Here is a 14,675-nt window from a genome sequence, read left to right on the forward strand (position 1 = left end):
CCGCCGCCGTGCCGACTAGATTCGGTTCATGGCGGATCGGTTCACGGCGGACACCAAGCGCGAGATCGAGCGGAAGTACGAGTCCGAGGACAGCGGGCTTCCCGACCTGACCGGAGTCGCCGGGGTCGCGGCCGTGCTCGACAAGGGCGTCGCCCACCTCGACGCCACCTACTACGACACCGGCGACGAACGCCTCGCCGCGTCGTCCGTCACCCTGCGCCGCCGCACCGGCGGCTCGGACGCGGGCTGGCATCTGAAGTTCCCCGTCGCCCCCGGCGTCCGCGACGAGATCCACGCCCCGCTCTCCGACACCCTCCCGGACGACCTCGCCGGGCTCGTCCGCTCCCGCGTCCGCGGCGGCGAACTGCTGCCCGTCGTCCGGCTGCGCTCCGACCGCGACGTACGCCACCTCGTCGACGCCGACGGGCGGCTGCTCGCCGAGGTCAGCGTCGACGCCGTACGGGCCGACCGGCTCACGGCCGGCGGCGGTGAAGCGCAGTGGACGGAGATCGAGGTGGAGCTCGCCGACGGGCAGGACCCGGCCTTCCTCGACAAGGTGGAGAAGCGGCTGCGCAAGGCGGGCGTGCGGCCGTCGGCCTCGGCGTCCAAGCTGGCGCGGGCCCTGGCGGAGACGGCGCCGCACCAGCAGCGGGCGTCCGCCCCCGCCGGAGAACCGGTGACCGCCGGAGACCACGTCCTGGCGTACGCGCGCGCCCAGCGGGACGCCGTCGTCGAACTCGACCCGGCCGTGCGTAGGGACGCCGAGGACTCCGTGCACCGCATGCGCGTGGCCACCCGCAGGCTGCGCAGCACCTTCACGTCGTACGGCGAGCTCCTCGACCGGACCGTCACCGACCCGGTCGGCGACGAGCTGAAGTGGCTGGCCGGTGAGCTGGGCCTGGACCGGGACCGCGAGGTGCTGACCGGACGGCTGACGGCGGCCCTCGACGAGGTGCCGGCCACCCTGGTCCGCGGGCCGGTCGCGGAGCGGCTGCACACCTGGGCGAGCGCCGAGCACGACGGGGCCCGCGGCCGGCTCATCGGCGTCCTGGACTCCCGCCGCTACCTCGCGCTGCTCGACACCTTGGACGCGCTGATCGCCGACCCGCCCCTGCGGAAGGCGGCCGGCAAGAAGCCCCACAAGAAGATCGCCAAGGCCGTCACGAAGGACTTCCGCAAGGTCGCCGGGCTGGTCGAGCGGGCCGTGGAACTGGAGCCCGGTACCGAGCGCGACGTCGCGATCCACGAGGCCCGCAAGAAGACCAAGCGCGCCCGCTACGCCGCGGAGGCGGCCCGACCGGCGCTCGGCAAGCCGGCCACGGACCTGGTCAAGTCCATGAAGGCGCTCCAGATCCTGCTCGGCGAGCACCAGGACAGCGTGATGGCCCGGCAGGCCCTGCGCGAGCTGTCGGCGGTCGCCCACGCGGCCGGGGAGAACACCTTCACCTACGGCCTGCTCCACGAGCGCGAGGAGCAGCGGGCGGTGCGCGTGGAGACCGAGCTGCCCGGATTCTGGGCCGGGATCAAGGACGGGGCGGCGGGCCTCTGATCTTCCGCGCGTACAAAGGTACGGCCGGGTCGCGTTAGTCTGGATGGTCACCCTGTCCGTTCAGTCCAGCTCACGAAGGTGCGCGACATGCCTGCCGAAGTCGCTGCGTCGGTGTTCCCGCAGCTCGAAGCTCTGCTCCCGCATGTGCAGAAGCCGATCCAGTACGTCGGCGGAGAACTCAACTCCACAGTCAAGGACTGGGACTCCTGTGACGTCCGCTGGGCGCTCATGTATCCGGACGCCTACGAGGTCGGCCTGCCCAACCAGGGCGTCCAGATCCTCTACGAGGTGCTCAACGAGCAGCAGGGCGTCCTCGCCGAGCGCACCTACAGCGTGTGGCCGGACCTGGAGGAGCTGATGCGGGAGCACGGCGTCCCGCAGTTCACGGTGGACAGCCACCGGCCCGTGAAGGCCTTCGACGTGCTGGGCCTGTCCTTCTCAACGGAGCTGGGCTACACCAACATGCTGGCGGCCCTGGACCTCTCCGGGATCCCCCTGGAGGCCAAGGACCGCGGCCTGGACGACCCGATCGTCATGGCCGGCGGCCACGCCGCGTTCAACCCCGAGCCGATCGCGGACTTCATCGACTGCGCGGTGATCGGCGACGGCGAGCAGGCCGTCCTGGAGGTCACCGCGATCATCCGCGCCTGGAAGGCGGAGGGCCGCCCCGGCGGCCGCGAGGAACTCCTCTTCCGCCTGGCCAAGACGGGCGGGGTGTACGTGCCCGGCTTCTACGACGTCGAGTACCTGCCGGACGGCCGTATCGCCCGCGTCGTACCGAAGCGCAGCGGTGTCCCGTGGCGGGTCTCCAAGCACACGGTGATGGACCTCGACGAGTGGCCGTACCCCAAGCAGCCCCTGGTCCCGCTCGCCGAGACGGTCCACGAGCGCATGTCGGTGGAGATCTTCCGCGGCTGCACCCGCGGCTGCCGGTTCTGCCAGGCCGGCATGATCACCCGCCCGGTCCGCGAGCGCTCCATCACGGGCATCGGCGACATGGTCGAGCAGGGCCTGAAGGCGACCGGCTTCGAGGAGGTGGGCCTGCTGTCCCTGTCCTCGGCGGACCACTCGGAGATCGGCGACATCGCCAAGGGCCTCGCGGACCGCTACGAGGACGACAAGATCGGCCTCTCCCTCCCGTCCACCCGCGTGGACGCCTTCAACATCGACCTGGCGAACGAGCTCACGCGCAACGGCCGCCGCTCCGGCCTCACTTTCGCCCCGGAGGGCGGCTCGGAGCGCATCCGCAAGGTCATCAACAAGATGGTCTCGGAAGACGACCTGATCAGGACCGTCGCGACGGCGTACGGCAACGGCTGGCGTCAGGTGAAGCTGTACTTCATGTGCGGCCTGCCGACGGAGACCGACGACGACGTCCTCCAGATCGCCGACATGGCGACCAAGGTCATCGCCAAGGGCCGCGAGGTGTCGAAGTCCAACGACATCCGCTGCACGGTCTCGATCGGCGGCTTCGTCCCCAAGCCCCACACCCCCTTCCAGTGGGCGCCGCAGCTGTCGGCGGAGGAGACGGACGCCCGCCTGGAGAAGCTGCGGAACAAGATCCGCGGCGACAAGAAGTACGGCCGCTCCATCGGCTTCCGCTACCACGACGGCAAGCCCGGCATCGTCGAGGGCCTGCTGTCCCGCGGCGACCGCCGGATCGGCGCCGTCATCCGCGCGGTCTACGACGACGGCGGCCGCTTCGACGGCTGGCGCGAGCACTTCTCGTACGACCGCTGGATGCGGTGCGCCGAGAAGGCGCTGGCCCCCTTCGGCGTCGACGTCGACTGGTACACGACGCGTGAGCGCACGTACGAGGAGGTCCTCCCCTGGGACCACCTGGACTCCGGCCTCGACAAGGACTGGCTCTGGGAGGACTGGCAGGACGCCCTCGACGAGACGGAGGTCGAGGACTGCCGCTGGACGCCGTGCTTCGACTGCGGCGTGTGTCCGCAGATGGACACCCAGATCCAGATCGGCCCGACGGGGAAGAAGCTCCTCCCCCTGACGGTCAAGAACGCGGCGCCGGCTCCCAGCGGGCACGGGCACTGAGGGGGCGCGGCCTTCAGGGCCGCGTCACCGCTGCGTTCCGGGGGCTTCGTCGCGCAGGCCGGTCAGGTTGGCCAGGCACGTGGCGGTGTGCGGGTGGTCCGGGCCGAGTGCGGCCTGTGTGATCCGCAGGGCCCGCTCCGCCAGCGGCAGGGCTTCGGCGTGCCGCCCGTCCGCGCCCAGGGACTGGGCCATGTTGTTCAGGCACCGGGCCGTGTACGGGTGGTCGGGGCCGAGGGTGCTCTCGGTGATCCGCAGTGCTCGTTCCTCGAGCCGCAGGGCCTCGGCCCGGCGCCCCAGTTCGCTCAGCGTGGTGGCGAGGTTGCCCAGTCGACTGGCGGTGTCCGGGTGGTCGGGGCCGAGGGTCGCTTCGGTGATCCTCAGTGCCCGCTCCTCCAGGGCCAGGGCTTCGGTGTGCTGCCCGAGATCGCTGAAGACGGCTGCCAGGTTGCCCAGTCGGTTGGCGGTGTCCGGGTGGTCGGGGCCGAGGGCCGCTTCGGTGATCCGGACCGCTTGCTGAGCGAACGGCAGGGCTTCCTCGTGGCGGTCCAGGCTGCACAGCGTGGTGACGAGGCTGTTGAGGCGGGAGGCGGTGTGCGGGTGGTCGGGACCCAGGGCCGCTGTGGTGATGCGGAGCGCGCGTTCGTCCAGGGGCAGGGCTTCGGTGTGCTGTCCGAGATGGCTGAAGGTGGCGGCGAGATTGCCGAGGCGGATCGCGGTGTGGGGGTGGTCGGAGCCCAGCAGGGCCTCGGTGATCCGTAGCGCCTTCTGCTCCAGGGGTAGGGCCTCCTGGTGCCGCCCCAGGTTGTTCAAGGTGATGGCGAGGTTTCCGAGGCGGTTGGCGGTGTCCGGGTCGTCGGCGCCGAGGGTTGCTTAGCTGATCTGAAGCGCCTGCTCGGCCAGCGGCAGGGCTTCGATGTGTCTGCCCAGCTCATCGAACGTCCGGGCGAGGTTGCTCAAGCACGTGGCGGTGTCGTTGTGGTCCGGGCCCAGTGCGGCCTGGGCGATCCGCAGGGCCCGCTCGAAGAGCGGGAGTGCCCGGGCGTGTTGGCCCACGTCGCCGAGGGTGAGGGCGAGGTTGTTGAGCCGGATCGCCGTCTCCGGGTGATCGGGCCCCAGGTCGGCCTCGGTGGCCCGCAGGGCGCGTTCCTCCAGCGGCAGTGCCTCGGACGACTGGCCACGGGCCCTGAGGTAGAAGGCTGCTCTTCCCAGCACGGTGGTGAGCAGCGGCGACGTCGCACCCGTGGCGGGCTGTTGGGCACTCGTGGTCCGGATATGGGGCAGCAGCGTCTGCCAGTCCGGCCAGGTCGTGACGTCTTCGGGTTCCCCGGACGGCAGGCCCAGGGAGACGAGCACGAGGGCCGTTTGACTCGGGTGCAGCGGGGCGTCGGGGCGGCTTCTGCGGAGCAGACGCCGGAGTCTGCCGGAGCGCGGGTCCGGGCTGGGGTGTGGGGTGGTCGTGCGGACGACGGTCTGCACGAGGCGGTGAACGGCGACGTCCGTCTCGCTGAGCGTGATCAGGCTGTATGCGGCGAGAACGCCCAGGGCGTGGTCGACCGCCTGCGGTGCGGACAGCGCGGGCACCAGGAGATCGCGGGGCAAGGGGTCGGGGGCGCAGTAGGCCAGGATCCGCAACAGCTCCACGGCGTTGGGATCGGTGGTTCGCAGGGCCTCCAGGGTGACGCTCCACAGTTGGGCGATGGTGCGGTGCTGGGCGTCACCGGGAGGGGCGGTCGCCAGGACTCCGGCGGGGTCGGTGCGCAGCTGGGCGAGATAGGTGCCGGCGCTGGTGCGGGTCTGGGCCAGGTAGGCGCCGGCCTGCTGCAAGGCGAGCGGGAGGTGCCCGAGTTCGTCAGCCAGCTCGATGAGCGAGGCGACGTCGCCGTCGTCGTGGCGTCCGGTGATCTCCTGCAGGACGGCGAGGGAGCTCCGGGGTGCGAGGGTGTCCAGGAGCAGGGGTGTTCCCACGTCCTGCCACGGCAGGTCGCGGCGGGTGGTGATCAGTACCTGGCCCGTGCTCAGCCGGCCGAGGTAGGGACGCAGGTCGGCAGGATCCTCGGCGTTGTCCAGGATCAGCAGCCATCCGCTGCGCCCCTGCAACCACGCCACGGCCCACTCGGCCGCCTCGTCGATCGGAAGCACGGTGTTGACCGGGTTCACCGCGGTGGCCAGGGCTGCCAGTCCGGCCGTCATTTCCCCCGCGCTGGACGCGTCCAGCCACCACACGGGGCCGTGCCCCGCTGCCAGGCAGTCGCGGGCGTGATGCAGGGCGAGGGTGCTCTTGCCGACACCACCCATGCCGCGCACGCTCTGCGCGACGATGCCGGTGCCGGTCGAGGGCAGTGCCCGCAAGAAGGCCAGGGCGTCGTCCCGGCCCTTGAACACGCGGCTGTTCAGCGCCGGCAGGTTGTTCAAGCGGGTGATCGCCGCTTCCGGCACGGCTGCCTGCAGCGCGCCCTGCGGCAGGTTCAGGTTGTGCTGTTCGATCCGTGCGTGGTCCCCGCTCGCGATGATTCCCCTGTTGGTCACCGCGGCGGTGGACCGGACGCCTGAAGCGGAAGGGAAGCCGTCCGTCGTCATCGCTGCACGGTGCCGTTGTCTCCGGTGACGATGACCCCGGAGTTGTCCTGTGTGGCCACGGCCCGCTCACCCGATGCCGTGGGGCCGTTCGCGGCCGGCGCCGGGGTCCGGCCCGCGGAGCCGATGAGCGAGGACGCCCAGGCGCCCAGGACGCCCGCGACCACGGCACCGGCTCCCGCACCCGTCCCGATCCGGGTCGCGCGGTCCCAGGGCAGAAGCAGGTCCCCGAGCCACACGCACAGTGCGAAAACCACCAACGCGATCGCTATGGCCAACAGCCAACGCCCTGTCCGGCTCATGTGACGCCCCCTCGCGCATGAAATCGGTCATTCATCTTCGCACCAAGGCACGTCCGTATGGGACGCGTGCCTGATGTTCGCGCTCGGGGTCGTCCTCGCGCCGGGCGGGGCCGTCGCTCCGGGGGTGGTGCTCAAGAACGGCCGCGCGAAGGCGGTCCGCTTCTCGACACTCGCCGCCCTCTGCGAGGTGCTCGAATGTCAGCCGGGGGATTTGCTGCGGTGGGAGGCGGGCGGGGCCGCCGACGGGACAATGCCCTGATGGAGAACATCAGTATCCGCCCGGCCCGGTCCGGCGAACTGGCGGCTGTCGCCCGGCTCCGGTGGGAGTGGCTCATCGAGAACGGGGGCGAGTCCCTCGGCGAACGCGGGGAGTTCGTACGGCACTTCGTCGAATGGGCCCGGGACAACGCCGGGTCGCACCGGTGCATGGTGGTCGTGCGCGACGACGTCGTCATCGGTATGGCCTGGCTGGCGGTGGTGCAGCGGGTGCCCACGCCGCGGGCGCCCCGGCGGGCCTCCGGCGACCTCCAGTGCGTGTACGTCGTGCCCGAGGCGCGCGACGGCGGGCTGGGCGGCGCGCTCATCCGGGCCGTTCTGGACGGGGCCCGGGAGCTCGGCCTGGAGCGGGTGACCGTGCACTCGAGCCCGCAGGCGATTCCCGCGTACGCCCGGTGCGGGTTCCAGGAGTCGGCCCGGCTGCTGCACGCCCGGGTCGTGGGCGCCTGAGCCGTATGATCTTGAGGCCAGGTGGGGATCTGCTGAAGAACGGGGCGGGCTGTGCGGTGCTGGATCCGGACGGGGCGCTGAGGCGTCTACGACGGTATGGATCTGGAGAAGCCGGCCCGCGAGGGCTCCGAGACGCGAGTCGATCTGCGGAAAGGGGTGTCCGAACCGGCCGCGCCGCCGGTCCGTGAGGCGGCGCCCGAGGGGTGTCTCGCCGTAGCGATCCGGATTCCGGTGCGGATCGTCGTGCTCGTGCTGGTCGTCCCCGTGCGGATGGTGTGGGACGCGCTCGTCGTGGCCGGACGGTTCCTGAACGACGTGCTGCTCCGGCCGCTGGGCCGGGCGCTGCTGTGGCTCGGGCGGGCGGTGTTCGTCTGGCCGTTCGTGGGGCTGTGGCGGTATGTCGTCGTGCCGGTGGCCAAGGCGCTCGGGTGGCTCGGGAACGTGCTCCTCGTCGTGCCGCTGGTGTGGCTCTACCGGCACGTGCTGACACCGGTGGGACACGCGGTCGCCTGGGCCGTCACCCGGGCCGCCAAGGGCATCGGGGCCGTGTTCGGCTGGGTGTACTCGTATCTGCTCACGCCGGTCGGGCGCGCCGTGCTGTGGGTGCTGAAGGGGCTCGGCGCCGTGCTCGCCGCGCTCGGGGCCGGTGTGTACGCGGTCGTGGCGTGGCTCGCCCGGTACCTCGTCGTCGTCCCCGCCGTGTGGCTGTACACGTGGCTGCTCGCGCCCGTCGGGCGCGCGATCGCCTGGTGTGCCAAGGGACTGGTGTGGCTGGTGAGCACGGCCGTCACCGGCATCGGGACGGCTCTGTACTGGATCGCCCGGATCCTGCTCGTCCTTCCGGCGCTCGCCGTGTGGCGCTGGATCCTCACGCCGGTCGGACGGGTCCTCGCCGTCATCGGGCGGGAGGTCGCGGACGCCCTCGGGCATGCGTGGCGGATCGCCGGGCACATCTCGCTCGCCGTCGGGCGGTTCCTCGCGACGCTCTTGAGGTGGATCTTCGTCGAGCCGGTGCGGTGGGTGTACCGGAGCGTGCTGACGCCCGTCGGGCACGTCGTTCGGGACGCCGTCCTGCGACCCGCCGCCGAGGCCGCCCGGAGTGTGGGACGGGCCACGCGGCAGGCGCTGGCCTCGGCCCGGGAGTCCGTACGGCAGGCGCGCGCCGACTTCCGGCGGATGCTCTTCGGCGAGCCGGTGCAGCCGCAGCCCGTCGACCTCGGGGAACCTTCGGGCCGCGAGGCACGTACTCTTGGTAGCAGTACGACCGCTCTCACGAAGGACTGAACGACACTGGGCAAGCGACAGCCCGAAGGCCCGCCGCCCGCACCCGCGGTGCAGCGCATCCGACTGCGCTACACCAAGCGCGGCCGCCTCCGGTTCACCAGCCACCGTGACTTCCAGCGCGCCTTCGAGCGTGCGTTGCGCCGTGCCGAGGTGCCGATGGCCTACTCGGCGGGCTTCACACCGCACCCGAAGGTGTCGTACGCCAATGCCGCACCCACCGGCACGGGCAGTGAGGCGGAGTACCTGGAGATCGCGCTCACCGCGCAGCGCGACCCGGAGCAGCTCAGGATCCTTCTCGACGAGTCGCTGCCCGCCGGGCTCGACATCATCGAGGCGGTCGAGGCCCGCACCCCGGGCCTCGCCGACCGGCTGACGGCTTCCGTGTGGGAGCTGCGGCTGGACGGCGTGCCGCAGGAGGAAGCCCGCCGGGCGGCGGACGCCTTCAACGCGGCCGAGACCGTCGAGGTCCAGCGCCTCGCCAAGAACGGGGTGCGCACCTTCGACGCCCGCTCCGCCGTCGTGAGCCTGGAGATCCCCGATCTCACAGAAACGCACAGTTCGCAGGCTGATAGGCCGACCGACCAGCCCTGTGCGATACTGCGGCTGGTTGTTCGGCACGTGACGCCTGCCGTACGACCCGACGACGTCCTGTCCGGTCTCCGCGCCGTGGCCGACCTGGCGCCGCCGGTCCCCGCAGCGGTGACCAGGCTGGCGCAGGGGCTGTTCGATGAAGAGACCGGCACGGTGACCGACCCGCTCGCGCCCGACCGCGAGGCAGCGGAGGCCCACTCAACGGCCGAACCGCCTGCCGCCGCGACGGCGCCGGCGTAGGTTCCGCGAAGGGACGGACGTCGTAGCGCCGCCCTCGGACTCGGGAGCCACCTGGGTCGGGCAGCGCACCGACCAGAAGACTTTCGCCAGGCCGTACGCATTGGGCGTACGGAACCGGCGAGACAGGACACAGAGAGCTCCCGTGCGGCGCCCGCGCCCCGGACGGCGGCGACGCGCACAGCGCGAGCCGCGGACGTCACCGGCACAGCCGGACCAGGCGCGGCGCCCGGGAGCCTGACGGGAGAAAAGCCCGCATGCTCGAACCGACCGAACCCACAGAGTCCTCCACGGACTCCGAACAGAACACCCCCAGCGACACCCTGCCGCCCCGCCGGCGGCGCCGTGCCGCGTCCCGACCGGCGGGTCCGCCGGTCGGCACCTCCTCCGACGCTCCGGTGGAGACCGTCACGCCGGCCATACCGGCCGCGGAGCCCGACGACCTCGCGGACGACGCAGTAGCGGCCGACGAGGCCGAGGAGACCGCCGCCGAGGAGACCGTCGCGCCGGCGCAGGAGCAGGCCGCCGAGGAGGCCGCGCCTGCCGCTCCCAAGCGGCGTCGTGTGGTTCGCCGTGCCGCCGCGCCCGCCGGGGCCCCGGCGGGCGCCGAGGCCGCCGAGACCGTGGTGCCGGTGACCGCCGGTGCTCCCGCCGCCTCCGAGGCGCCGGAGCAGGTTGAGGCCGCCCCGTCCGCCGAGGTGTCCGAGGATGCCGCTCCCCGGCGCACCCGGCGTCGTGCGACGCGCACGGTGACCTCGCCCGCCGCGGCTCCGGCCGAGGCCGTGGAGGCGGTGGCGCCTGCTGCCGCCGCCGCACAGGCCGAGCCGAGCGCCCCCGAGACCGCGGAGGCCGCCGAGGAGGCTGCTCCGCGGAAGACCCGGCGGCGTGCCACGCGACGGGTGACCGCGCCCACCGCAGCGCCTGCCGCCGCGGAGGCGGCGGAAGGAACCGCCGACGCGGGCCGGTCCGGCTCCGTCACCACGACCGACGCGCCCGCCGAGGCCGCCGCCGTGTCCGGTGGGCCCGCCGAGGCCCCCGCCGGCACGCCCGCCGAGGAGGCGAAGGCACCTGTGACCGATTCCCCCGCCGCTGAGTCCGACGGAGCCCCCGAGGCCGCCGCCGACGCCGCCGCTCGCGCCGCCCAGGCGCCCGAGCCCGCCGAGCCCGCCGAGGATGCCGCTCCGCGGCGCCGTCGCCGGGCCGTCCGCCGGGCCGCCAGTGGTTTCGCCGAGCCCGCGCAGTCCTCACGGGGCTCCCGGGCCTCGAAGTCCGCGCAGGCCGCCGCCGGTGAGAGCGAGACGTCGGCGCGGCCCGCGCGGCCCGCCGTCGCCCTCTTCCAGGCGCCCGTGTTCACCGAGCCCCAGTTCCAGACGCCGGAGCGGGCCGCTGCCGCGGCCGCCGCCGAGGCGGCCGGGGCCGAGGAGCCCGAGGAGACGGAGGAGTCCGCGCCGGCGGAGGTGCGGGAGGAGCAGCCCGGCGGGTCGCGCCGCCGGCGTCGTCGCCGGGGTTCCGCTGACGAGCCCGAGGCCCAGGTCACCGAGGCCCCCGCCACCGAGGCCCCCGCCGCCGAGAGCGCCGTCGACGAGGCGGAGGAGCCCGAGGAGTCCGCCGAGGGCGACGACCAGGACGACTCCGAGGGCACCGGCTCGCGCCGTCGCCGTCGCCGGGGCGGCCGCCGCCGTCGGCGTGGTGACTCCGCCGAGACCGACACCGAGGCCGGCGAGGGCATGGACGCCGAGTCCGAGCAGGACGCCGAGGACACCGCGGAGCAGGCCGAGGAGGACCAGGACGAGTCCGACGAGGCCGCCGACCGCGAGGAGTCGTCCGGCGGCGGCTCCAGCAGCAGCCGCCGGCGTCGTCGCCGTCGTCGCCGTGCCGGTGACACCGCGCCCGAGGCCGAGCCGTCCGACGACGACCCGGAGCGCACGGTCGTCAAGGTCCGTGAGCCCCGCCCCAAGGCCGAGCCGTCCGACGAGGTGCAGTCCATCAAGGGCTCGACCCGTCTGGAGGCCAAGAAGCAGCGCCGCCGGGAGGGCCGCGAGCAGGGCCGCCGGCGCGTCCCGATCATCACCGAGGCCGAGTTCCTGGCCCGGCGCGAGGCCGTCGAGCGTGTGATGGTCGTCCGGCAGCACGGCGACCGTACGCAGATCGGTGTCCTCGAGGACAACGTGCTCGTCGAGCACTACGTCAACAAGGAGCAGTCGACCTCGTACGTCGGCAACGTCTACCTCGGCAAGGTGCAGAACGTGCTGCCGTCGATGGAGGCCGCCTTCATCGACATCGGCAAGGGCCGCAACGCGGTGCTGTACGCCGGTGAGGTCAACTTCGAGGCGCTCGGCATGGCCAACGGGCCGCGGCGCATCGAGTCCGCCCTGAAGTCCGGGCAGTCGGTGCTCGTCCAGGTGACGAAGGACCCCATCGGGCACAAGGGCGCCCGCCTGACCAGCCAGGTCTCCCTCCCCGGCCGCTACCTCGTGTACGTGCCCGAGGGCTCCATGACCGGCATCAGCCGCAAGCTCCCCGACACCGAGCGGGCGCGGCTGAAGACGATCCTCAAGAAGATCGTCCCCGAGGACGCGGGCGTCATCGTGCGCACCGCCGCCGAGGGCGCGAGCGAGGACGAGCTGCGCCGGGACGTCGAGCGGCTCCAGGGGCAGTGGGAGGACATCCAGAAGAAGGCCAAGAACGGCGGCAACGCGCCGACGCTGCTGTACGGCGAGCCGGACATGACCGTCCGGGTCGTGCGCGACATCTTCAACGAGGACTTCTCCAAGGTCGTCGTCAGCGGCGACGAGGCGTGGCAGACCATCCACGGCTACGTGTCGCACGTCGCGCCGGACCTCGCCGAGCGGCTCCAGAAGTGGACCTCCGAGGTCGACGTCTTCGCCACGTACCGGATCGACGAGCAGCTCGCCAAGGCGCTGGACCGCAAGGTCTGGCTGCCCAGCGGCGGTTCGCTGGTGATCGACCGGACCGAGGCGATGGTCGTCGTCGACGTCAACACCGGCAAGTTCACCGGTCAGGGCGGCAACCTCGAGGAGACCGTCACCAGGAACAACCTGGAGGCGGCCGAGGAGATCGTGCGTCAGCTGCGGCTGCGCGACCTCGGCGGCATCATCGTCATCGACTTCATCGACATGGTGCTGGAGTCCAACCGGGACCTGGTGCTGCGGCGCCTGCTCGAATGCCTGGGCCGGGACCGTACGAAGCACCAGGTGGCCGAGGTGACCTCGCTGGGGCTCGTGCAGATGACCCGCAAGCGGGTCGGGCAGGGGCTCCTGGAGTCCTTCTCCGAGACCTGCGTCCACTGCAACGGACGCGGTGTCATCGTGCACATGGAGCAGCCGACCACCTCCGGCGGAGGCGGCGGCAAGCGCAAGAAGCGTGCGCGTGCCGGTGCCGCCGAGCAGCCGCACGTGCACGAGGCGGCCGTCGAGACCGCCGAGCAGGAGGCGGAGACCGAGGCCGAGATCGGTGCCGAGATCGCCGAGCCGATCGCGCTGCCAGAGCCGGCCTTCGAGCCCGACGAGGAGCTGTACAGCAGCGCCGCCGAGGCGGAGGCCGCGGCCACGCGCGGGCGGACCCGGCGCCGGACGAGCCGGCGGGCGTCCGCTCCGGCGGGTGCGCCGCGCGGTGAGACGGCGGAGCCGAAGGCCGAGCAGGACAGGAAGGCCGAGCAGGCCGAGGCCGAGGTGCCGACGGCTCAGGACGTGACCGTCGCCGAGGAGGTCGCCCGTCCGGTGCAGCAGGAGCCGGCCGCCGAAGCGCACGCCGAGCCGATGGCCGTCGAGGACCCGGTCGTCGAGGCCCCGGCCGCCGAGGAGGCCGCGCCCAAGGGCCGTGGCCGTCGGCGGGCGACGCGCAAGGTGTCCGCGCCGGCCGGTTCTCCGGCGGGGGCGGAGGCGGCCGTGGTGACGGTCTCCGAGACCGCGCCCGCGGCGTCCGAGGCCACGCAGGCGCCCGAGCAGGCCGAACAGCCCGAGGCGGCTGCCGAGGCGGCTGCGGAGGTGCCCGCCGAGAGCGCCGCCCCGGCCCGTCCGCGGCGCCGCGCCGTGCGCAAGCCCACCGTGTCCACCGCCTCCGAGGAGGCGGCCGTCGTGGTCGTCCCGTCGGCCGCGTCCGAGGCAGCCCCGGAGGCCGCCGCGGCCGACGGCGCCGCCACGGAGGAGGCCGCCGAGGAGTCGGCTCCGGCCAAGAAGACGGCCCGCAAGACGGCCAAGAAGGCCACGGCGAAGAAGGCCGCCGCCAAGAAGACCGCGGCGAAGAAGACCGCGGCCAAGAAGACGACGGCGAAGAAGGCGGCGGCGAAGACGACCAAGACCGCCGCCAAGAAGACCACGTCGAAGAAGACCGTCGCGGCGGAGCAGTCCCGCTCCTCCGTCTCGGCCTCCACCGACGAGGACTGACCCGCCTCGACGTCCGCCGGGGCGTGCGCGAACCCGCGTACGCCCCGGCGGACGCGACCGGCGTGACCGGTCGCACAGGCGGCGGGCCCGGCTCGGTTTGACCCTCTTGGCCGCGGCCCCGTAACCTTGACCGTCGGCGTGTCGAATGACGCGTCACATCCCCGTAAACCTCATCCTCCGGGCGCCGGGCGCCCAGGAGAGGCCGCTCGCTGTGTCGGACGGCTGGCCTGCGGGGGTGCCGTTTCCCGAGCGAGAGAGTGAGTCCGCGTGTACGCCATCGTGCGCAGCGGTGGTCGCCAGCACAAGGTTGCTGTCGGCGACATCGTTGAGGTTGACAAGATTTCCACTGCCCAGGTTGGCGACACGGTCGAGCTCTCGACCCTGCTCGTTGTCGACGGCGACTCCGTGACCAGCGACCCGTGGGTGCTGGCCGGCATCAAGGTCCAGGCCGAGGTCGTGGACCACCACAAGGGCCAGAAGATCGACATTCTGCGCTACAAGAACAAGACCGGTTACCGCCGTCGCCAGGGCCACCGCCAGCAGTACACGGCGATCAAGGTCACTGAGATCCCCGCGGCTGCGAAGTAAGGGACTGAGGAGAAATGGCACACAAGAAGGGCGCATCGTCCACCCGGAACGGTCGCGACTCCAACGCCCAGCGGCTCGGCGTGAAGCGCTTCGGCGGTCAGGTCGTCAACGCGGGTGAGATCCTGGTCCGTCAGCGCGGCACCCACTTCCACCCGGGCGCCGGTGTCGGCCGTGGCGGCGACGACACGCTGTTCGCGCTCCAGGCCGGTTCGGTGCAGTTCGGCACCCACCGTGGCCGCAAGGTCGTGAACATCGTTCCGGTCGCCTGACCGGAAGCTTTCGCGAGGCGGACCTCACTTCCCTCACGGGAAGCGGGTCCGCCTTTCGCGTGTTACGCAGAGAACAACCCCGTACAACCCGTACACA

General features: G+C 72.5%; 10 protein-coding genes and 2 pseudogenes. 9 read left to right on the plus strand and 3 right to left on the minus strand.

Features of this window, described 5'->3' with window-relative positions:
- Positions 1–28 precede the first annotated feature (28 nt).
- Positions 29–1,549 carry a CYTH and CHAD domain-containing protein gene (locus GTY47_RS37630; RefSeq protein WP_010041920.1) on the plus strand — a complete coding sequence of 507 codons (1,521 nt, stop codon included), beginning with the start codon at positions 29–31 and terminating at the stop codon, positions 1,547–1,549.
- 87 nt (positions 1,550–1,636) lie between these two features.
- On the plus strand, positions 1,637–3,601 hold the full coding sequence (locus tag GTY47_RS37635) for a TIGR03960 family B12-binding radical SAM protein (protein ID WP_010041921.1): 1,965 nt from the start codon (positions 1,637–1,639) through the stop codon (positions 3,599–3,601).
- Between the two features lie 24 nt (positions 3,602–3,625).
- On the opposite strand, the pseudogene GTY47_RS37640 reads toward GTY47_RS37635, so the two are convergent.
- The 3 genes and pseudogenes from GTY47_RS37640 to GTY47_RS37650 all read right to left on the minus strand — a co-directional run.
- Positions 3,626–4,432: pseudogene (locus GTY47_RS37640) on the minus strand (tetratricopeptide repeat protein); the annotation flags it as partial.
- Positions 4,433–4,471: 39 nt separating this feature from the next.
- A complete protein-coding gene (locus tag GTY47_RS37645; protein WP_158688420.1) occupies positions 4,472–6,127 on the minus strand; it encodes a tetratricopeptide repeat protein in 1,656 nt (551 codons plus the stop codon).
- Positions 6,128–6,174: 47 nt separating this feature from the next.
- Positions 6,175–6,432: a hypothetical protein gene (locus GTY47_RS37650; protein WP_029181308.1), complete on the minus strand. Its 258-nt coding sequence runs from the start codon at positions 6,430–6,432 to the stop codon at positions 6,175–6,177.
- A gap of 172 nt (positions 6,433–6,604) precedes the next feature.
- Here GTY47_RS37650 and GTY47_RS37655 point away from each other — a divergent pair.
- From GTY47_RS37655 to rpmA, 7 genes and pseudogenes are all read left to right on the plus strand, one after another.
- Positions 6,605–6,736, plus strand: a pseudogene (locus GTY47_RS37655) (helix-turn-helix domain-containing protein); the annotation flags it as partial.
- Positions 6,736–7,203: a GNAT family N-acetyltransferase gene (locus tag GTY47_RS37660; protein WP_010041927.1), complete on the plus strand. Its 468-nt coding sequence runs from the start codon at positions 6,736–6,738 to the stop codon at positions 7,201–7,203. The pseudogene GTY47_RS37655 and the gene GTY47_RS37660, both read left to right, overlap by 1 nt.
- Before the next feature lie 96 nt (positions 7,204–7,299).
- Positions 7,300–8,487 (plus strand): hypothetical protein, encoded by a 1,188-nt coding sequence (locus GTY47_RS37665; RefSeq protein WP_010041929.1) that lies wholly within the window; start codon positions 7,300–7,302, stop codon positions 8,485–8,487.
- A gap of 48 nt (positions 8,488–8,535) precedes the next feature.
- Complete coding sequence (locus GTY47_RS37670; protein WP_010041932.1) at positions 8,536–9,318, plus strand: TIGR03936 family radical SAM-associated protein; 783 nt, start codon at positions 8,536–8,538, stop codon at positions 9,316–9,318.
- Positions 9,319–9,572: 254 nt separating this feature from the next.
- Positions 9,573–13,721 (plus strand): Rne/Rng family ribonuclease, encoded by a 4,149-nt coding sequence (locus GTY47_RS37675; protein ID WP_010041935.1) that lies wholly within the window; start codon positions 9,573–9,575, stop codon positions 13,719–13,721.
- A 267-nt stretch (positions 13,722–13,988) separates the two neighbouring features.
- The gene (rplU, locus tag GTY47_RS37680) at positions 13,989–14,309 is read left to right on the plus strand and encodes a 50S ribosomal protein L21 (RefSeq protein WP_010041937.1); all 321 of its coding nucleotides are present in this window, start codon (positions 13,989–13,991) and stop codon (positions 14,307–14,309) included.
- 14 nt (positions 14,310–14,323) lie between these two features.
- The gene (gene rpmA, locus GTY47_RS37685; protein ID WP_010041940.1) at positions 14,324–14,578 is read left to right on the plus strand and encodes a 50S ribosomal protein L27; all 255 of its coding nucleotides are present in this window, start codon (positions 14,324–14,326) and stop codon (positions 14,576–14,578) included.
- The last annotated feature ends 97 nt before the right edge of the window (positions 14,579–14,675 follow it).

The sequence above is a fragment of the Streptomyces sp. SID5464 genome (assembly GCF_009862985.1).
Taxonomy (GTDB): Bacteria; Actinomycetota; Actinomycetes; order Streptomycetales; family Streptomycetaceae; genus Streptomyces; species Streptomyces chartreusis_D.